The sequence below is a fragment of the Mycobacterium paraffinicum genome (assembly GCF_001907675.1).
In the GTDB taxonomy this organism is placed as follows: domain Bacteria; phylum Actinomycetota; class Actinomycetes; order Mycobacteriales; family Mycobacteriaceae; genus Mycobacterium; species Mycobacterium paraffinicum_A.
The window spans coordinates 45,052-64,504 of record NZ_MPNT01000020.1; the positions used below are offsets into that span (position 1 = coordinate 45,052).

Below are 19,453 nucleotides of genomic sequence, written 5' to 3' on the forward strand. Positions count from 1 at the left end.
CGACTCGGTGGTCGGACAACAGTGCCGATTTGCTCCGGTCCGCCCCGACGGCCCCCACGGTGCAGTACCGTCACCCTCGTCCGAACCGGAAGTCGCGGGAGGCTCGTCATGTTGCTCAATCCCAACCACCTGCAGCGCCAATACCCAGACCGGCGGTCGGCCGAGATCATGGCCGCGACGGTCGACTTCTTCGAGTCGCGGGGCAAGGCGCGGCTGAAGCACGACGACCACGAACGCGTGTGGTACTCCGAGTTTTTGGACCACATCGGCCGCGAGCGCGTCTTCGCCTCCCTGCTCACGCCCTCGGAGTACGGCGCCGACGATTGCCGCTGGGACACCTACCGCATCAGCGAGTTCGCCGAGATCGTGGGCTTCTACGGCCTGAACTACTGGTATCCCTTCCAGGTGACGGCGCTGGGGCTGGGCCCGATCTGGATGAGCGACAACACCGACGCCAAGCGCAAGGCCGCCGCGCAGCTGGAGGCCGGCGAGGTGTTCGCCTTCGGGTTGTCCGAGCAGACCCACGGCGCCGACGTCTATCAGACCGACATGATCCTGACCCCGTCGGAGAACGGCTGGGTCGCCAGCGGCGAGAAGTACTACATCGGCAACGCCAACGTCGCGCGGATGGTCTCGACCTTCGGCAAGATCGCCGGCACGGACGAGTACGTCTTCTTCGTCGCGGACTCCCAGCACGACCGCTACGAGTTGATCAAGAACGTGGTCAACTCGCAGAACTTCGTCGCGAACTACGCGCTGCGCGACTACCCGGTCGGCGAGGCGGACATCCTGCACCGCGGCCCCGAGGCGTTCCACGCGGCGCTGAACACCGTCAACGTGTGCAAGTACAACCTGGGCTGGGGCGCCGTCGGCATGTGCACGCACGCCATGTACGAGGCGGTCACCCACGCCTCCAATCGCATCCTGTACGGCACCGTCGTCACCGATTTCAGCCACGTGCGGAGGCTGCTCACCGACGCGTACGCCCGGCTGATCGCGATGAAGCTGGTCGCCACCCGCGCCTGCGACTACATGCGCAGCGCGTCGGCGGCTGACCGCCGGTACCTGCTCTACAGCCCGCTGACGAAGGCGAAGATCACCAGCGAAGGCGAGCGGGTGATCACCGCCCTGTGGGACGTGATCGCCGCCAAGGGTGTCGAGAAGGACACCATCTTCGAGGCCATGACCCGCGAAATCGGTTTGCTGCCAAGGCTCGAAGGCACTGTGCACATCAACATCGGCTTGCTGGCCAAGTTCATGCCCAACTACCTGTTCGCGCCGAACGGTGACCTGCCGTTGATCGGCCGTCGCGACGACGCGGTCGATGACGCGTTCCTGTTCAACCAGGGCCCCACCGGGGGCTTGGGCAAGGTGCGGTTCCACGATTGGCGGGCGCCGTTCGAGAGCTATGCGCACCTGCCCAACGTCGCGCTGCTGCGCGAGCAGATCGACGTGCTGGCCGACATGCTGGCCAGCGCCACCCCCGACGCCGCGCAGCAGAAGGACGTCGATTTCGCGTTCGGGGTCGGGCAGCTGTTCGCCACCGTGCCCTACGCCCAGCTGATCTTGGAGGAGGTCCCGCTGTCCGGGGTGGACGAGGCGCTGATCGACGAGATCTTCGCCGTGCTGGTGCGCGACTTCAACGGCTACGCCGTGGAGCTGAGCGACAAGTCCGCCACAACCGACGCGCAGGCCCGCTTCGCGATGCGGATGATCCGGCGTCCGGTGTTCGACCACGCGCGCTGCGACCAGGTCTGGAAGGAACACATTCAGCCGATCAACGGCGCCTACCAGATGCGGCCGTAATCATGCTGTGCGCCAACCGGTTCCGTTGGTCGGCGTGAAACAGCACGTTCCACAGTTCATCCCACCGCCTGTCGCGCAGCACGTGGCGGCGAACAGGCGGCTGACGTGGATGACACCTGCCCCGGTCTGCCGGCCGCCCGACCGGCCGGACCGTGCGATTCGACCGCCCGTCCAGCCGGGCGCTCGGAGAGGACAATCGGTCAATACCCCTTGACTGTGACGCAGCTCACCGTAATATGACCAGTGGTCATCGACGCGAGGAGGTCCCATTGCCAACGGTGACTTGGGCGCGGGTCGACCCCGCCCGCCGTGCCGCCATCATCGCCGCCGCGGAACAGGAATTCGGGGCGCACGGGTTCTCCCGCGGCAGCCTCAACGTCATCGCCCGCAAGGCCGGCGTCGCGAAAGGCAGCCTGTTCCAGTACTTCGCGGACAAGCGTGACCTGTACGCGTTCATCGCCGACATCGCCAGCCAGCGGGTGCGCGCCTACATGGAAGGCCGCATTCGCGAGCTGGACCCGAGCCGGCCGTTCTTCGAGTTTCTCACCGACTGGCTCGACGCCTGGGTGGCCTACTTCGCCGACCACCCGCACGAACGCGCGCTGCACGCCGCGGCGACCCTCGAGGTCGACACCGAAGCCCGCGTCAGCGTGCAGAACGTTATCCATCGGCACTACCTGGAAGTGATGCGGCCGCTGGTTCGCGACGCGAAGGTGCGCGGCGACCTGCGCGCCGATTCGGACACCGACGCGCTGATGTCGTTGCTGCTCTTGATCTTTCCGCACCTGGCGCTCGCGCCCTACATGCGCGGCCTGGATCCGATCCTCGGGCTCGATGAACCCACCCCGGAGCAACCGGCCCTGGCCGTGCGCCGGCTCGTCGGGGTGCTGGCGGCCGCCTTCGCGGCGTCCCCGCACCCGCCCGTGCACTCAGCCCCACAACAATCCGAGGAGGTCACATGACACGCACGCATACGAACTCGATGGTTCGAGGGGGACTCAACTGGGACAGCCTGCCGCTGCGGCTGTTCGCCGGCGGCAACGCGAAGTTCTGGAACCCGGCCGACATCGACTTCTCCCGCGACCGCGCCGACTGGGAACAGCTGACCGACGACGAACGCCACTACGCCATCCGGCTGTGCGCGGAGTTCATCGCCGGTGAGGAGGCGGTGACCGAGGACATCCAGCCGTTCATGTCGGCGATGCGGGTCGAGGGCCGGCTGGGTGACGAGATGTACCTGACCCAGTTCGCGTTCGAGGAAGCCAAGCACGTCCAGGTGTTCCGCATGTGGCTCGACGCCGTCGGCGTCACCGACGACTTGCACCAGTACCTCGACGACATCCCGACCTACCGGACGATCTTCTACGAGGAGCTGCCCGACTGCCTCAACGCCCTGTCGGTGGACCCGTCACCGGCGGCCCAGGTGCGGGCGTCGGTCACCTACAACCACATGGTCGAAGGCATGCTGGCGCTCACGGGTTACTTCGGCTGGCACAAGATCTGCGTGGAGCGCGGCATCCTGCCGGGCATGCAGGAGCTGGTCCGGCGCATCGGCGACGACGAGCGGCGCCACATGGCGTGGGGCACGTTCACCTGCCGCCGCCACGTCGCCGCCGACGACGCCAACTGGGGCGTGTTCGAGACCCGCATGAACGAGTTGATGCCGCTGGGGCTGCGCCTCATCGAGGAGGGCTTCTCCTTGTACGACCCGATGCCGTTCGGCCTCTCGGTGGACGAGTTCATGCAGTACGCCGCCGACAAGGGCATGCGCCGCTTCGGCACCATCTCGAGCGCCCGCGGGCGGCCGCTGGAAGAAATCGACCTCGACTACTCGCCGCTGCAGCTCGAGGACACCTTCGCCGACGAGGACGAGAAGGCCCTGGCCGCCGCGTCGGCCTGACGCGCTACTCGACCTTGCTGCCGCCGAGTGTGGGCCTTAAGTACGAAAACCGCGAAGATCTCGTCCATAGGCCCCACACTCGGCGGCGCGCCAGGCTATTCGACCTTGCTGCCGCCGGCGGCGTCCCCGGCGTCGACGTCGCCTACCCAGACGGTCTTGGCGTTGACGAACGCGCGGATGCCCAGGCCGGCGAGCTCGCGGCCGTAACCGGAACGCTTGACGCCGCCGAAGCCCAGCTCGGGGTAGGACACCGTCATGCCGTTGATGAAGACCTGGCCGGCCTCGATGTCGTCGATGAAGCGCTGCTGCTCGGCCTCGTCGTTGGTCCAGGCGTTGGACCCCAGCCCGAAGGTGGTGGCGTTGGCGATCTCGATCGCTTCGTCGATGTCCTTAGCCCGGTACATCGACGCCACCGGACCGAAGACCTCTTCGGTGTAGAGCGCCATGTCCTTGGTGATGTCGGTGACCACCGTCGGCGGGTAGAACCAGCCCGGCCCGTCGATCGGCTTGCCGCCGAGGCGGATCGTGGCGCCCGCCGCGGCCGCTTCGTCGACCTGCTTGGTGATGTCGTCGCGGCCGGACTCGGTGGCCAGCGGGCCCACGTCGGTGTCCGGGTCGGTCGGGTCGCCGACCTTGAGCGCGGCCATCCGCTCGGTGAACTTGTCGACGAACGCGTCGTAGATGTCGGTGTGGATGATGAACCGCTTCGCGGCGATACAGGACTGGCCGTTGTTCTGGACGCGGGCGGTGACCGCCGTCTTGGCGGCCTCGTCCAGGTTCGCCGACGGCATGACGATGAAGGGGTCGCTCCCGCCGAGCTCGAGCACGGTGGGTTTGATCTCGTCACCGGCGATGGCCGCGACCGACTGCCCGGCCGGCTCGCTGCCGGTCAGGGTGGCCGCCGCGACCCGCGGGTCGCGCAGGATGCGCTCAACGGCGCTGGAGGAGACCAGCAGCGTCTGGAAGCAGCCGTCCGGGAAGCCGCCGCGGGCGATGACGTCGGCCAGGTAGAGGGCGGACTGTGGCACGTTGGAGGCGTGCTTGAGGATCCCGACGTTGCCGGCCATCAGCGCCGGCGCGGCGAACCGGACGGCCTGCCACAGCGGGAAGTTCCACGGCATGATGGCCAGCACCACCCCGAGCGGTTGGTAGCGGGTGTAGGCCCGCTTGGCGCCCACCGCTTGGGCGTCGGCCGGCTCGTCGGCCAGCAGCTGCTCGGCGTTCTCCGCGTAGTAGCGAAAACCCTTGGCGCACTTCAGGGTTTCCGCCTTCGCCGAGGCCAGCGTCTTACCCATCTCCTGGGTCATCATCGCGGCGACGTCGTCGGCCTCCTTCTCCAAAAGGTCGGCGGTGGCGTTTGCCCACCCCGCGCGCTGGGCAAAGGTGGTGTTATGGCGGTAGTCCTGGAATCGGGCGTAGGCGCGGGCGATGGCCGCGTCGACTTCTTCGTCGGTTGCCGGGGTGAAGGTCTTCACCGTCTCGCCGGTGGCCGGGTTGATCGTGGCGATGGGCACGCTGCAATCCTTCGCTTCGGGGTTGATAAGAGGTCCAACACCCACCCTGCCACTATCGTTCCCCCAAGGGAGGTGCCGGATGAGTAAAGCCGCCGAGCTGATGGTCAAGTGCCTGGAAAACGAGGGTGTTTCCGTGGTCTTCGGCCTGCCGGGGGAGGAGAACATCCACTTCGTGCAGGCGCTCGCGTCGTCGAGCATCCGCTACGTGCTCACCCGGCACGAGCAGGGCGCGGCCTTCATGGCCGAGATGTACGGGCGGGTCACCGGGCGGGCGGCGGTGGTGTCGAGCACCCTGGGCCCGGGCGCGATCAACATGCAACTGGGGGTGGCCGACGCCACCACCAACAGCACCCCGTTGGTCGCCATCTCCGCTCAGGTCGGTCACGACCGGGAGTTCAAGGAGTCGCACCAGTACGTCGACCTGGTGTCGATGTTCGCGCCCATCACGCGGTGGGCCGCCGGGATCCCCACCGCACACGCCATCCCCGAGATGTTCCGCAAGGCGTTCAAGGTCGCCGAGACCGAACGCCCGGCGGCGGTGTACTTGGCCGTCCCGGAGCACATCGATGTCGACGAGACGGACTATGACCTGACGCCGTTGCCGCGCAATGTCGTTCGCGCCGACGCGCCCGCGCCAGGGCAGGTGGAGCGCGCCGTCGACATCCTGCGCCAGGCCAAGCGGCCGGTCGTGCTGGCCGGGCACGGCGCCGCCCGCGGCAACGCCACCGCGGCCCTGGTGCGGTTCTCCGAGGAATTCGGCATTCCCGTCGCCAACACGTTCCACGGCAAGGGCGTGATGCCCGACGACCATCCCAACAGCATCGGGACCCTCGGGTTCATGCGGCACGACTACGTCAACTTCGGCTTCGACAACGCCGACGTGGTGATCGCCGTCGGGTACGAGCTGCAGGAGTTCGACCCCGTCCGGATCAACCCGCAGGCCGACAAGAAGATCATCCACATCCATCGGTTCCCGGCGGAGGTCGACGCCCACTATTCGGTGGACGTCGGGATCATCGGCGACATCAGCGCTTCGTTGGACGCGCTGACGGACGGGCTGGACGGCCACGCCTACGAGGCCGATCCGGAGGTTCCCGGCCACGGCCTGCTCGCCGAGGAATTCAGCCGCGGGCAAGAGGACTCACGCTATCCGCTGGCCCCGGCGCGGGTGGTGGCCGACACCCGCGCGGCGCTGGGCCGCGGCGACGTGGTCCTGGTCGACACCGGCGCCACCAAGATGTGGATGGCCCGGCTGTATCCGACGTTCGAGTGCAACACCTGTCTGGTCTCAAATGGCTTGTCCACCATGGGATTTGCGCTACCCGGCGCCCTGGGTGTCAAGCTGGCGCGGCCCGATTCCAAGGTGCTGGCGGTCGTCGGGGACGGCGCGTTCCTGATGAACTCGCAGGAGATCGAGACCGCCGTCCGCGAGCGGATACCGCTGGTGGTGCTGATCTGGGAGGACGGCGGCTACGGCCTGATCGAGTGGAAGATGGACCTCGAGCTCGGCGCCCACTACTACGTGAAGTTCGGCAACCCCGATGTGGTGAAGTACGCGGAAAGCTTTGGCGCCAAAGGCTATCGGATCTCTCATGCCGAGGAGCTGTTGCCGACGCTGCGGACCGCGTTAGCGGAGGACGGCGTCTCGGTGATCGCCTGCCCGGTCGACTACTCGGAGAATTTGCGGTTGACCGATCGGCTGGGCGAGCTGGACGAGACGCTCTAATTCACGGACACATCCAGGCCAGGGGCGGGCAGACGCCGGTGTTCGGCGGCAGCCGCAAACCCGGTGGCTGTCCTTGGACGATCAGCGCGGGCAGGCCGGAGTCGGGCGCGAAGTAGTAGGTGTGGCAGACGTTCATGTCCCAATCCGGCATCCGGCGCATCTGGCCCACGTTCGGGCACCACATCTGGCTGCAGATGTGGGAGGTGTAGCAACCCGGCGGTCCCTCCGGCGGTGCGCACTCCGGTGGCTGATTACCGCCGTTGTTCGTGGAGCAGACGGCGTGGGCGGTACCGGGAGCGAGCATCAAGTCCGCCGTCCACAGCGAGCCGGACAGCGCCAACACGGTTGCCAAACCCGCAAGTCCTGGTCTCATGCTCGGATCCTTCGCGGTGGCCCGCGGCTGTTGCGAGGGGATTTAGTCCTCACATCATCGCTAGTGCGGCCTACGGCGCGCGGGCCGGAAGGCCCTATCGATCGAGTCCCCGGGCGTGGAGCCTTAAGACATGCGGTGGGTCCGGCACGTTCACATGCGCCTGGGTGGTGTCGCCGTCGGGGCGGCTCTGTTCGCCGTGGCGTCGGCGGGGACGGCGAGCGCCGTCTACCCGGGCGTTCCGGAGTGGTATTCGCAGGCCCAAGAGCACCTGGCGAATACGGCCAAGTTCATGCAGGCGGCGGTCAACGCGATTGAAGCCAACGACATCAACGCCCTGCGGTCGGCATGCTCGGCGATCCACGACGAACAAACCATCGGCCTTCAGGCCCACCTGCCCACGCCGGATCCGGCGTTGACTGCTGCCCTGCAGTCCGAGATCAATGACTTCCACACGGCGATGCGCCTCTGCATGTCATTGGGGCCTAACAGCACCCCGGAGGATCTGGAGCGAGCAGACTCGTTCGTGCACCAGGCAATCGAAGACCTGAGGTTGGTCAACGACATCCTGGTCGAGGACCTCAGTTGAGGTTCTAGCCGAAAATATTCAAACCTTTTGCGGCTTTTTCGAGTGTGCATCTGTGGCGATTTTTCGGCGGGTTGTTGTCGGTGGGGGTCGCTAGTTTGTCGGTGTGAGTCCACGTGGTCATCCCGACGCCGAGGCGGTGTTCGACGACTTGGATTCAGTCTTGGCTCGCGCGCGTGCGCTGCCGGTGGAGGCGATGACCGTTTCGCAGCAGTTGGCGATGCTGCAACGCTGCGAGCAGGCGCGCCGTCAGCTGCCCGCCATCGAGCATCCGGTGATCAACAACCTGGCCTGCCAGGCCACGCCCCAAAGAGTTGGGCGGCACGCTGGCGCATGCGATCGCCGAGGCCACGTTTGATCCGCCACGCCGAGGCGTCACAGCGGGTCAAGGAGGCGACCGATCTGGGGCCGCGGCGCGGGCTGACCGGGGAACCCTTGGAACCGGTCCTGCCGGCCACCGCGGCCGCCCAACGCCAGGGGAAACTGGGCGGTGGGCAGGTGGCGGTGATCCGCCAATTCTTCCGCCACCTACCCGGCTGGATCGACGCGGCCACCCGCGCCGCCGTGGAGGCCGAGCTGGCCACCCACGCAACCCACTACCGGCCCGAACACTTGGCCCAGCTCGCCGATCACCTCGCCGACTGCCTCAACCCCGACGGCACCTACCGCGACGAGGACCGCGCCCGCCGCCGCGGCCTGACCCTGGGCAAACAAGGCCCCGACGGCATGGCGGAGCTACGCGGCCTGCTCACCCCCCAAGCCCGCGCCACCCTGGAAGCCGTGCTGGCCAAACTCGCCGCCCCCGGCATGTGCAACCCGCTGGACGACACCCCCTGCATCGACGGGGCCCCCACCCAGGACGCAATCGAACGCGACGCCCGCTCGGCGGCCCAACGCAACCACGACGCACTGCTGGCAGCCAACCGGGCCCTGCTGGCCTCGGGCAAACTCGGCCAACACAACGGCCTACCCGCCTCCATCATCATCACCACCACCCTGGCCGACCTGCAGGCCGCCGCCGGCACCGGCCGCACCGGCGGGGACACCCGCCTGCCGATCAGCGACGTCATCCGCCTAGCCCGCCACTACCTCGCCGTCTTCGACAACGCCAAACCCGTAGCGCTCTACCACAGCAAGCGACTGGCCTCCCCCGGCCAACGCATCGTCCTCTACGCCAAAGACCGAGGCTGTTCCGCACCAGGCTGCACCGTGCCCGGCTACCTCTGCGAAGTCCACCACGTCACCGACTACGCAACATCGCGGCGCACCGACATCGACAACCTCACCTTCGCCTGCGGACCCCACCACCGCCTCCTCAAACCCCGCGGCTGGACCACCCAAAAGAACACCAAGGGTGACACCCAATGGATCCCACCCCCACACCACGACCGCGACCAACCCCGCACCAACACCTTCCACCACCCCGAAAAACTGCTGCGCGGTGAAGACGACGATGACGACGCCGCGTAGCCTGGGCCGCGCTTCGATAAGGTTTCGTCCGTGTCGTTGTGGCTGTCGTTGAGACCGTGGTGGCTGCAGTGGCCGCTGTACACCCTGGTGGTGATGGTGGGCCTGACACCGATCGTGATGGTCGGCGACTACCCCAGCGAGCCGTCCCCGTCGCACTGGGCCAGCGCACCGTGGTGGATCGCCGTCGCGATCGTCGCACTGGTGATCGGCCTGGCCACTGCGCTCGGCTCGGTGCGCCGCATGGCGGGGCTGCGCCCCTCACTCGAAACACTGTCATTCTCTGAATGTCGTCAAGTGTCCAAGGCGATGCGTTCAGGCGCTCTTCCCAGTGACCCGGCAACGCGCCGGGCGGCGAGGCAACTGATCGAGCGAACGCGCGACTCCGTCGCGGGCTCTGCCAAACTGATGATCACCGTTTGTTGGATCCTCGTGGCATTGCAAGTTGTCGGCTTCATCGGTGACGCAAGACATTTCACGTTGCGAAGCCTGTTGCTGTCGGTGGCCTTCGCATATCTCGCCGGCTACTACTGGTATTACCCACGTCTGCTCGACGCGCGTCTCCAACTGCTCGACCGGCCCGCGCCCGGCTAGCCCCGTCCTGTTCCCGAATCCGCCGTCAGCGCCATCGGTCGGACGTACCCGCCGATCAGCGTCCGATGCCACCAGGCTCGCTCACGGCGCAGCTCGGCGGGTGTGGTGAAGCGGTACTCGTAGAGCCGCGCGCGCACATACCTCGGGGGCGAGTCCGGAAACGGGTTGTGCCGCAACAAACGCAGCGTGGGCCGATCGTTGCGCAGCAGGCGCCGCAGGAACGGCGTCAGCCAGGGTTGCGCGTAAGCGGGGGAGATGGCCGCGAACCACATCAGCCAGTCCAGCCGCAGGTGATAGGGCGCCCACTGGCGCGGGAGCCGACGCACGGCGCCGGGCTTGCCCTTGAATTCGTATTCCTTCCAGACCGTCTGATCGGTGAGGTGTGCTTCGTCGGTGCCTTCGATCACCACCTCACGGCGGACGCGGCCGATGCTGCCGAACGCGCCGTAGGTGTTGACCAAATGAAAAGAGTTGAACGACATGTTCATTCGCTGCCACGAGGACAACATGTTGCGTATCGGCCAGTAGCTCATGAACAGCACCGCCGCCGTGAACGCGATCACCAGCGCGGCGAACCACACCGGCGTCGCCGAAAACGCCGGATGCCCGCGGAGGCCAACCAAACCGAACCACGACTCGTCGATGGCGCTGCACGCCAAGAGGATTGTCAACCAGTTCAGCCACGCGAAGTTGCCCGACGCCACCAGCCACAGCTGGGTGACGACGATGATCGTCGCGGCGACGCTGGCCACCGGTTGCGGTGCGAACAACCCGAACGGGACGACCAACTGCGAGAAGTGGTTGCCCGCCACCTCGATTCGATGCAGCGGCTTGGGCAGGTGGTGGAAGAACCAGCTTAACGGCCCGGGCATGGGCTGCGTCTCGTGGTGGTAGTACAGACACGTCAGGTCGCGCCAGCAGGGGTCGCCGCGCAACTTGATCAACCCGGCGCCGAACTCGACCCGGAACAACAGCAGCCGGGCCATCCACAACGTCAGCACGGGCGGCGCCGCCTGGGAATTGCCGAGAAAGATCATCAGGAAGCCGGTTTCCAGCAGCAGCGATTCCCAGCCGAACGAGTACCAGGTCTGCCCGACGTTGACTATCGACAGGTAAAGCACCCACAGCGCCAGCCACATCAGCGTCGCGGCCCACAGCGGCACCGCGTCGGCCGCGCCGGCGACGATCGCCGCCGACAGCGCGGCCCCGAACCAGGACACCGCCGAGAACAGGCGATCGGAGTAGCGCAGGTGAAAGAGGCTGGGGGTCCGCCAAAACGACTGCCCGGCCAAAAACCGCGGGATGGGCTGGATCCCGTGTTCCCCGATCAGCGCCCGGAACTGCGCCGCGGCCGCGACGAACGCGAGCAGGTAGACAACTGCGGCGCCCCGCTCGAGCACCTCCCTGCCGAGCCAATACTGCGGCGCGGAAAACCAGCCCATGGCGCTAACTCCTCGGACGGTGGCGGTCACACAGACCCGCATATCCAGTGAATCAGCCGGTAAACGGCTAGCCAATACCCGCGACGGCTATTCGTCGCGCGACGCGCGCGCCCACTCGGGCATCGTCACCGCGGAGGCGGCGAGCGCCGCGAGCGAAATCAGTGCCAACAGCTGGACATTCGCGGAATGGCCGGCGTAGCCGTCCACCGATCGCCAGGGATGCCGCGAGAGTGCCGCCCCGGCCAGGATCAGGCCGCCCGCGCTGAGCAGCATGGTGGCGCCGTCCGGGCTCCGACGGCGCAGCGCGTACCGCAGCGCCAAGGCCCCGCCGACCACGACGACGCCGGCCACCCCGGCGACCACCGCCCCAGCCGCCACCACCGCGACCGCCGCCCACGCCCCGGGGTTCCACGGCCGGGCCGCCGCATCGTCGGTCCGCCGGCTGCGGGTGCGCCACAGCGCGAGCATGGCCAACAGCGGCAGCAAGGCCAGCCCCACCGCCAGCCCCGCCCGGTAGGGCGCGTTGGACGGGAAGGTCAGCGTGATGGTGCCGGGGTCCCCCGGGGGCACCACCCAGCCCTGCTGCCAGCCGTTGACGGCGACCGGGGTCAGCCGAGTCCCGCTGCTGGTGCGCGCGACCCAGCCGGGGTTGAAGCTTTCCGGGACGACCAACACCCGCGAGGTGGACGACGGCGGCGCCTGCACCTCGCGGCGGTCCGGCCCCCAGGTCCGCCACACCGGAGTCGCGACGGCGGCGGGCGCGACCGGGGCGGCCGCCCGCGGGGTCAGCTCGGCGCCGTCGACAACGAACTGGGCGCCCGGGCTGATCAGCAGCTCCTGCTGGCCCGCCGGCAGTGCGACCGGATCAGGGTCGCACACCCGCGCGGCAATGGGCTCGTCGTTGAGCAGCGCCCCGACGGTGGTGCGGACCGACGTGTGCAGGAACCGGCCCGCGATCGCGATGACCGGGCCGTGGTCGCAGTCGATCGTGATCTCGCGCCCGCGGTTGCGGGCGGCGTCGGCGGGCGCGATCGGGTTGCCGTCGGCGCCCAGCGCCGCCAGCTCGGCCAACCCCGGCGGCTTGAGCTGGTCGAAGCCCAGTGCGTTGCGGTCGATGACGTCGTCCCAATTCAGCAGGCTCACGGTGACGCTGTCCGTCACTCGCGGATTCAGCGAAACCGTTTGGGGTTCACCGGCTTTCAACGAGCGCACCTGCGGGCCGTCGCCCAGGTTGACCGCCACCATCGTCGGGTGGGCGGGCAGTGCTGACCGGCTGGGCGTCAGCCGCAGTCCGGTGACCTGGGTGGGTCGCGGCAGGGTCAGCGTCAGCGTGGGAGGGGTCTTGTGTTGCACCACCCGCTGCGGCGCCGTCCACGCGGTGGCCGGGTCGCCGTCGGTCGCGGCGTATGCCGAGCCGAGGACGTCGACCATGTCGGAGTCGCCGCGCGCCCGCGTGGTGCCCGGCTCGGCGATCAGGTCGGCCAGCTTGGGCCCCTGGCGTGGCCGCACCCACACCAGCGGCGTCACCGACATCGGCGCCGGAACGGTCAGCGTCCGGCTGAGGTTGACCGGTTCCTCGGGCGCCAGGGCCATCGACGGCGCGCAGCGCACGCCATCGGGCGCCGTGGCGCAGCCCGGCCTGCCGGGCAGCTCCGGACCCAGGTCCCAGTCGGCGATCCCGGAGCCGGGCGGCGGCCCGGGCACCCGCACCGTGTGCCGCAGCTCGACCGGGTGGGCGAATCCGGACGCGTCGTATTGGGTGATCGAGAGGTCGGTGATGCCGAATTGCACACCCGGCGAGCCGTCGTCGGTGCCCGCGGCGGTGATTCGCACCCAGGGCGTCTCGCCGTAGGGCAGCGCGGAGGCCAGGGGCTTGCCGGGCTCGTCGAACCGCAGGGTGGTGCTGCCGGTTACGGTCTCGATCAGGATGCGGCGCACCTGGGCGCCGACGGCGGTGGCGCTCGGTGTCAGGGTGAGCGCCGCGTTGGTCACCGGATGGTCGAAATCGATCTGCAGCCATTGGCCGACGGCGGCCTGGAGCGAGTTGGACACCCACGCGGTCGCCGGGTCGCCGTCGATGGCGGCGACGGGCGCGGTCGCCGGCGCGACGTCGGGCATCGCGGTGGAGTCCGACGACGAGCTGGACACGGTGATCCGGCCGCCGGTCCACGCCCCGGCGACCGGGTCGGCGCCGGGGACGGGATAGTCGGGCACCCGGTTGTAGGTGTGCCGCGCATCGCCCGCGGCCCGGACCGCCGACGAATGCTGATCCACCCGGCCGTAGTCGGTCTCGCGGGCCACCGGGGTATCGGTGACGGTCACCGTCGGCGCCGGTAGGTTGGCGGCGCGCGCGTCCGCGGACATCAGGACCGGACCCAACGGCGGCTGTCCCTGCAGCCGGCGCCGCTCGTCGAGGCGCAGCAGCACCTCGGGCCCGCCGTCGACCCGGGGCAACCGGTCCAGGTCGGCGAAGTACGGGGTGCCCGAACCGCCGGTGACCCGGTACACCTCGACGGCCGGATATCGGGGTCGCAAGCCGCTGTCGGCGACGAAGCCCGCGAGGGTGCCCGGGCCCACCGGCTCGCCGAACTGCGCCACCTTCTGCAGCCCCGGGGACCCGTCGACGGCGCGGTGCACCAGGATGGGCCGCGCCGAGCGCGACGTGTCCGGGTCCAGGTCGTTGCGCACCACCACGTACGAAATACCTTGGCGGGCAAGGGTATCCGCGAGCCCCGCTGACGGGCGGCCGGCGGCGAAGAGGCGCTGCACCGAATCCAGCGCCCGGATGGTTTGCGGCGGCGTCAGCGGGATGGAGTCGCGAACGCCCCACGGGCTACCGCCGAGCACCTGCAGCGGCTCGTCGTGGCTGGTGCCCCACACCTGCGTGGCGAACGGCGCCCCGGGGGCCACCAGCACCCGACCGGGCATCGGGGTACCCGTGTTGTGCCGGTCGAGCCAGTCGGCGGTTTCCTGCCAGTACCGGGGTATCGCGCTGAACGTGCCGGGCGGGGTCAGCCGGCCCGTCCACGCCAGGGAGGTGCTCACCAGCAGCGCCGTCAGCACGACGATCGCGACCGCCACCCGCCTGTCGCGCTCGGGATGGGCGAACGCGCGCAGCCATCCCGAGGCGGGCCTCCGACCGGGCAGCGGGACCCGGCCCAACACCTGTGCGAGGCCCAGCACGATCGGGATCCGGACCACCGACCCCAGCTTGTGCACGTTGCGCAGCGGCGCTCCGCCGGCGTCCAGGAACGCCTGCACCGCGTGCGCCACCGGCGAGCCGAGCCCGCCGCTGTAGCCGGCGGCCATCAGCACCACCCCGGCCAGCAGCATCGTCACCAACCGCCCGCGGGCCGGCATCGCCGGGCTGGCCAGCCCCGCCAGCCCGGCAGCGGCCACCAGACAGGTGGCCAGGACGGCCGCCGACCCGGTCACCAGCGGCGCGCCCGCGGTCGCGGTCGGCGCCACGTACGGGGTCCAGCTGTCGGTGCCGCGCAGGATCTCGGTGAGCGACGACCACTGCGTGGTCACCCCGGAGGATTCGATGAAGTCCAGGAACGGCGGGCTGATGGCCCGCAGCATCACCAGCGCCACCACCCACCACAGCATCGCCAGGACGAGCGCGAGTAACCACCACCCGGTGTAGCGCCACCACAACCGGTTGGGTCGGTGGCACGCCCACCAGATCACCGCGGGCAGGCAGCCCGCCAGCGTGGCGATCGCGTTGACCGCGCCCATCAACGCGACGGCCAGGCCGGCCTGCGCGGCGAGTGCCCGGACCGACCGGTTGCCCGACGCGCGCAGCGCCAAGATCGTCGGCAGCAACACCCACGGCGCGAGCATCATCGGCAGCGTCTCCGACGAGATGGATCCCAGGGTGGTCAGTACCCGCGGCGACAGGGCGAACGCGGCGGCGCCGACCACCCGCGATGCCGGGCTGCCGATGCCCAGCGCCTCGGCCACCCGCAACAGCCCCCAGAAGCCGACGGTGAGCAGCAGCGCCCACCACAGCCGCTGGGTGACCCAGCCGGGCACCGAGAGGAGATGGCCGATCGCGAAGAAGGTGCCGTGCGGAAACAGGTACCCGTAGGCCTGATTCTGCGACTGCCCGAACGGCAGCTCGCTGTTCCACAGGTTGGTGGCTCGGGCCAGGAAGCGCAGGGGGTTGGCGGTGAGGTCGAGTTTGGTGTCGGGGGAGACCCGGCCGGGGGATTGGGCGAAGGTCAACAGCAGAGCGATCGTCCCGACCAACCACAGCCACCGGCGCGACACGCGCGCGGCCTGCGAATCCACGGCCGGCGCGCCGGCCCGAGTGACCGGGCTAGCTACGGTTGCCGTACTCGACCCGGTTGAGCACTGACGACTGCGGATCGCCCCCGGGGAGTGGCGGTTTCGTGTCCTGCTGCACCATCAACGTGATCCCGAAGATCGCTGCCGCGCCGAGCAACAGACCCACCACCACGCTCGCGGCGGCGGGCGCAATGATCCGGTTCATCGACGGCTCCTTACAGCATCTTCGAAACGTAGCGGCGGCCTACGCCAACCTAGCAGAAGCCCGGCCGGCGCCCCTGAGCGCTCGTCAGGGCAGGCAGTGCCCGTGAAAGCACCGGTCGCCGTATTGCACCAGATGGGGTTCGAGCGGGATCAGCGCGGCCGGACGGACCCGCACCGCTGTCACGCCGTGCTCGGCGACGGCCAGCGTGACGCCGACGGTGGTCGCGACGCCGACCGTCAAACCCACCACGACGCTGGCCGCGGCCGCCAGGGTGAAACCGGTCATCGCTGGCTCCTTGATCGCCCCCGCTAGCCCAGCTAGCACCTGCCCACGAATGCCCGCGCGGCCGAACAAGAAAACCTCGCCCGCTCCCCAGACCCGGAGGCCGGGACCCCGCCGTGCAAACATGGCCCGATGTCATTCTCGCGCACCATGACCGTCGCGGGGGCCGTGCTCGCGTCCGTGTCGGCTTTGGTGGCGGGCTGCGCCCACCACGCCGCCCGGCCACCCGGCCCGTCGAGCTCGGTCAGCAAGCCGACGGCCGCACCCGCGCCGCCGGCCTGCGGTGACGTCACCAAACTGCCGGTCCGCGACAAGCTGGCGCAGCTGCTGATGGTGGGCGTGAAGAACGCCGACGACGCCCGCTCGGTGGTCGACGGCTACCACGTCGGCGGCATCTTCATCGGAAGCTGGACGGACCTGTCGATCTTCAAGGGCCCGCTGGCCGACATCGCGGCGAAGGCCGGGCCGCTGCCGTTGGCCGTGAGCGTCGACGAGGAGGGCGGCCGAGTCTCGCGGCTGCGGTCGCTGATCGGCTCGGCGCCCTCACCCCGGCAACTGGCACAGACCCAGACCCCCGCCCAGGTCCACGACATGGCGGCCGACCGCGGCAAGAAGATGCGCGACCTGGGCATCACCATCGACTTCGCCCCCGTCGTCGACGTCACCGACGCCACCGACGGCGTCATCGGGGACCGCTCGTTCGGCGGCGATCCCACCACGGTCACCGCCTACGCCGGGGCGTACGCGCAAGGCCTGCGCGACGCGGGGTTGCTGCCGGTGCTCAAGCACTTTCCCGGGCACGGGCACGGCTCCGGGGACTCGCACACCGGCGGCGTGGTGACCCCGCCGCTGAGCGACCTGCAGGGCGTCGACCTGGTGCCCTACCGCACGCTGGTGACCGCGGCCCCGGTCGCGGTGATGCTGGGTCACCTGCAGGTGCCCGGACTCACCGGTGACGACCCGGCGAGCCTGAGCCCCGCGGCGGTGCGGCTGCTGCGCGACGGCGTCGGTTACGGCGCCCCGCCGTTCAATGGCCCGGTGTTCACCGACGACCTGTCCAGCATGGGCGCTATCTCCGACCGGTACGGCGTCGCCGAGGCGGTGCTGCGCACCCTGCAGGCCGGCACCGACGTCGCGCTCTGGGTCACCACCGATGAGGTGCCGGCGGTCCTGGACCGGCTGGAGAAGGCGGTGGCCGCCGGCGAACTGCCCGGGCAGCGGGTGGACGACGCGCTGGGGCGGGTCGCGACGATGAAGGGCCGCAGCCCGGCCTGCGGCCACTAACGCGTGTGGGGCCACCGCCGGTTGCTTACTCTGGAGTCAGATAGACGGGCTAGAGAGGCAAGCAATGGCGGGTGGCACCAAGCGGTTACCGCGCGCAGTCCGCGAGCAACAAATGCTCGACGCCGCCGTGCAGATGTTTTCGGTCAACGGCTACCACGAGACCTCGATGGACGCGATCGCCGCCGCGGCGCAGATCTCCAAGCCGATGCTGTACCTGTACTACGGCTCCAAGGAGGACCTGTTCGGCGCCTGCCTGAACCGGGAGATGGGCCGGTTCATCGACGCGGTGCGCGCGGACATCGACTTCACCCAAAGCCCGAAAGACTTGCTGCGCAACACGATCGTGGCGTTCATGCGCTACATCGATGCCAACCGGGCGTCGTGGATCGTGATGTACACCCAGGCCACCAGTTCCCAGGCGTTCGCGCACATGGTGCGCGAGGGGCGTGAACAGATCATCGAGCTGGTCGCCGGGCTGGTGCGCGCGGGCAGCCGCACCCCGCGGACCGAGCGCGAACACGAGATGATGGCCGTGGCGCTGGTGGGGGCGGGCGAGGCGACGGCCAACCAGCTCACTACCGGCGACATCGACGCCGACGAGGCGGCCGAACTGATGATCAACCTGTTCTGGCACGGCCTGCGGGGCGCGCCGGAGGAGCGGGAGGCCGCCGCGGTGCTGCCCAAGAAGGGGAGAACCGGCGGCGCCAAGCGCTAACCCCTACATTCGTGATGTGGCTCGACCGCCCGCCCGCCGCAACGTCGACTTCTTCTGTGCGGTGGTCATCGTCGGGCTGCTGGCCGGGGTGGCGGGATTGGCGACGACGTTCGTGCTGCGCTTCGTCCAGCACGTCACGTATAACTACTCCTTCGGCGCGCTGCTGGCCGGTGTCGCGGCCAGCAGTCCGGTGCGCCGCGCGGTGGGTCCGATGATCGGCGGCGCGGTCGCGGCGATCGGGTGGTGGATCTTGCGGAGCCGGGCGGACGTGCCGCCCCTGGCCGAAACCATCTCGAGTCGCAAGCGGATACCGCGGCTGGCCTGGAGCCTGGACGCCCTGCTGCAGGTGCTGCTCGTCGGGTCGGGGGCTTCGCTGGGCCGGGAGGGCGCGCCGCGCCAATTCGCCGCGGCCCTCGGTGATTTCGGCACGGCCTGGCTCAGGCGGCTGTCGCCGGGCGACCGCGAGGTGCTGCTGGCCTGCGCGGCCGGCGCCGGGTTGGGCGCGGTCTACGCCGTTCCGCTGGCGGGTGCGCTGTTCTCGGTGCGGATTCTGCTCGACACCTGGCAGCCGCGGGCGGTGGGCGCGGCGTTCATGTCCTCGGCCCTGGCGGTCGCCGTCGGTTCGGCCATCACCCGCGACCAACCCAACCTGCAGTGGCCGATCGGGGAGTCGACCTACCTGCTGACCGCGCACGGGCTGCTGCTTGCGCCGGTCGCCCTCGCCGTGGGGCTGGCGTTCAACCGGTTGATGGCGGCGGCCCGGCCAGCCAAGCCGATGCGGACCTGGGTGCTGGTCCCGGCGCTCGCGGGGGCGGGGCTGGTGATGGGCATCTGCTCGCATCGGTGGCCCGAATTGCCCGGCAACGGCCGAAGCGTCCTGACGGTCAGCCTGGCCAGCGGCATGACGCTGTTGTCGGCGCTCGCGATCCTGGCGTTGAAACCCTTGCTGACGGCGCTGTTCCTGCGTGCCGGCGGGGCCGGCGGCATGCTGACGCCGTCGCTGGCCACCGGCGCGGCCGCCGGGGCGGCGCTGGTGCTCGCGATCAACTGGGCGGTCGGGACTCACCTGCACGTGCCCGCGGTGTCGCTGGCCGGCGCCGCCGGTGTGCTTGCGGTGACGCAGGGATCACCGATCTGGGCGGCGATCTTCGTCTGGGAACTCGCCCGGCCGCCGCTGTGGTTGTTCCTGCTGTTCCTGCTGACCGCGACCAGCGCCCACGGGCTGAACGTGCTTCTCAAGCGCCGCGGTCCGACGCACTCGGGCTAGCGGGT

The 19,453-nt window shown here is 69.3% G+C and carries 15 protein-coding genes and 1 pseudogene; 10 read left to right on the forward strand and 6 right to left on the reverse strand.

What is annotated here, in order from left to right; genetic code table 11:
* Positions 1 to 108: 108 nt before the first annotated feature.
* The 3 genes from BRW65_RS20185 to BRW65_RS20195 all read left to right on the forward strand — a co-directional run bounded on the left by BRW65_RS20185 (position 109) and on the right by BRW65_RS20195 (position 3,706).
* Complete coding sequence (locus BRW65_RS20185; protein ID WP_073877570.1) at positions 109 to 1,806, forward strand: acyl-CoA dehydrogenase family protein; 1,698 nt, start codon at positions 109 to 111, stop codon at positions 1,804 to 1,806.
* 269 nt (positions 1,807 to 2,075) lie between these two features.
* Positions 2,076 to 2,768 carry a TetR/AcrR family transcriptional regulator gene (locus BRW65_RS20190; protein ID WP_073877572.1) on the forward strand — a complete coding sequence of 231 codons (693 nt, stop codon included), beginning with the start codon at positions 2,076 to 2,078 and terminating at the stop codon, positions 2,766 to 2,768.
* Positions 2,765 to 3,706: a R2-like ligand-binding oxidase gene (locus BRW65_RS20195; RefSeq protein ID WP_073877574.1), complete on the forward strand. Its 942-nt coding sequence runs from the start codon at positions 2,765 to 2,767 to the stop codon at positions 3,704 to 3,706. The genes BRW65_RS20190 and BRW65_RS20195 overlap by 4 nt, the downstream gene beginning before the upstream one ends.
* A 95-nt stretch (positions 3,707 to 3,801) precedes the next feature.
* Here the strand turns inward: BRW65_RS20195 and BRW65_RS20200 are convergent, their stop codons facing one another.
* A complete protein-coding gene (locus tag BRW65_RS20200; RefSeq protein ID WP_073877576.1) occupies positions 3,802 to 5,220 on the reverse strand; it encodes an NADP-dependent succinic semialdehyde dehydrogenase in 1,419 nt (472 codons plus the stop codon).
* Positions 5,221 to 5,299: 79 nt separating this feature from the next.
* On the opposite strand from BRW65_RS20200, the gene BRW65_RS20205 reads away from it, so the two are divergent.
* Positions 5,300 to 6,946, forward strand: a complete 1,647-nt coding sequence (locus BRW65_RS20205) for an acetolactate synthase large subunit (RefSeq protein WP_073877577.1) — start codon at positions 5,300 to 5,302, stop codon at positions 6,944 to 6,946.
* A 1-nt stretch (position 6,947) separates the two neighbouring features.
* On the opposite strand, the gene BRW65_RS20210 is transcribed toward BRW65_RS20205, so the two are convergent.
* Positions 6,948 to 7,319, reverse strand: coding sequence for a hypothetical protein (locus BRW65_RS20210; protein WP_139273190.1), 372 nt, complete (start codon positions 7,317 to 7,319; stop codon positions 6,948 to 6,950).
* Positions 7,320 to 7,449: 130 nt separating this feature from the next.
* Here BRW65_RS20210 and BRW65_RS20215 point away from each other — a divergent pair, with 130 nt between their 5' ends.
* The 3 genes and pseudogenes from BRW65_RS20215 (at position 7,450) to BRW65_RS20225 (ending at position 9,963) form a co-directional block, all read left to right on the forward strand.
* Positions 7,450 to 7,905: a hypothetical protein gene (locus BRW65_RS20215; RefSeq protein WP_073877581.1), complete on the forward strand. Its 456-nt coding sequence runs from the start codon at positions 7,450 to 7,452 to the stop codon at positions 7,903 to 7,905.
* A 103-nt stretch (positions 7,906 to 8,008) separates the two neighbouring features.
* A pseudogene (locus BRW65_RS20220) lies at positions 8,009 to 9,372 on the forward strand (HNH endonuclease signature motif containing protein).
* Between the two features lie 30 nt (positions 9,373 to 9,402).
* Positions 9,403 to 9,963 (forward strand): hypothetical protein, encoded by a 561-nt coding sequence (locus tag BRW65_RS20225; protein WP_073877583.1) that lies wholly within the window; start codon positions 9,403 to 9,405, stop codon positions 9,961 to 9,963.
* On the opposite strand, the gene BRW65_RS20230 is transcribed toward BRW65_RS20225, so the two are convergent.
* The 4 genes from BRW65_RS20230 to BRW65_RS20245 all read right to left on the reverse strand — a co-directional run bounded on the left by BRW65_RS20230 (position 9,960) and on the right by BRW65_RS20245 (position 16,185).
* The gene (locus tag BRW65_RS20230) at positions 9,960 to 11,405 is read right to left on the reverse strand and encodes a lipase maturation factor family protein (protein ID WP_073877585.1); all 1,446 of its coding nucleotides are present in this window, start codon (positions 11,403 to 11,405) and stop codon (positions 9,960 to 9,962) included. The genes BRW65_RS20225 and BRW65_RS20230 overlap by 4 nt on opposite strands.
* An 87-nt stretch (positions 11,406 to 11,492) precedes the next feature.
* Positions 11,493 to 15,698, reverse strand: coding sequence for an alpha-(1->3)-arabinofuranosyltransferase domain-containing protein (locus tag BRW65_RS20235; protein WP_432206442.1), 4,206 nt, complete (start codon positions 15,696 to 15,698; stop codon positions 11,493 to 11,495).
* Positions 15,699 to 15,726: 28 nt separating this feature from the next.
* The gene (locus tag BRW65_RS20240) at positions 15,727 to 15,900 is read right to left on the reverse strand and encodes a DUF2613 domain-containing protein (RefSeq protein WP_065443914.1); all 174 of its coding nucleotides are present in this window, start codon (positions 15,898 to 15,900) and stop codon (positions 15,727 to 15,729) included.
* Between the two features lie 84 nt (positions 15,901 to 15,984).
* On the reverse strand, positions 15,985 to 16,185 hold the full coding sequence (locus BRW65_RS20245) for a DUF2613 domain-containing protein (RefSeq protein ID WP_073877587.1): 201 nt from the start codon (positions 16,183 to 16,185) through the stop codon (positions 15,985 to 15,987).
* A 129-nt stretch (positions 16,186 to 16,314) separates the two neighbouring features.
* On the opposite strand from BRW65_RS20245, the gene BRW65_RS20250 reads away from it, so the two are divergent.
* The 3 genes from BRW65_RS20250 (at position 16,315) to BRW65_RS20260 (ending at position 19,448) form a co-directional block, all read left to right on the forward strand.
* Positions 16,315 to 17,466, forward strand: a complete 1,152-nt coding sequence (locus BRW65_RS20250; RefSeq protein ID WP_073877588.1) for a glycoside hydrolase family 3 N-terminal domain-containing protein — start codon at positions 16,315 to 16,317, stop codon at positions 17,464 to 17,466.
* A gap of 64 nt (positions 17,467 to 17,530) precedes the next feature.
* Positions 17,531 to 18,181 carry a TetR/AcrR family transcriptional regulator gene (locus BRW65_RS20255; RefSeq protein WP_073877590.1) on the forward strand — a complete coding sequence of 217 codons (651 nt, stop codon included), beginning with the start codon at positions 17,531 to 17,533 and terminating at the stop codon, positions 18,179 to 18,181.
* A 16-nt stretch (positions 18,182 to 18,197) separates the two neighbouring features.
* Positions 18,198 to 19,448: a chloride channel protein gene (locus BRW65_RS20260; protein ID WP_073877591.1), complete on the forward strand. Its 1,251-nt coding sequence runs from the start codon at positions 18,198 to 18,200 to the stop codon at positions 19,446 to 19,448.
* The last annotated feature ends 5 nt before the right edge of the window (positions 19,449 to 19,453 follow it).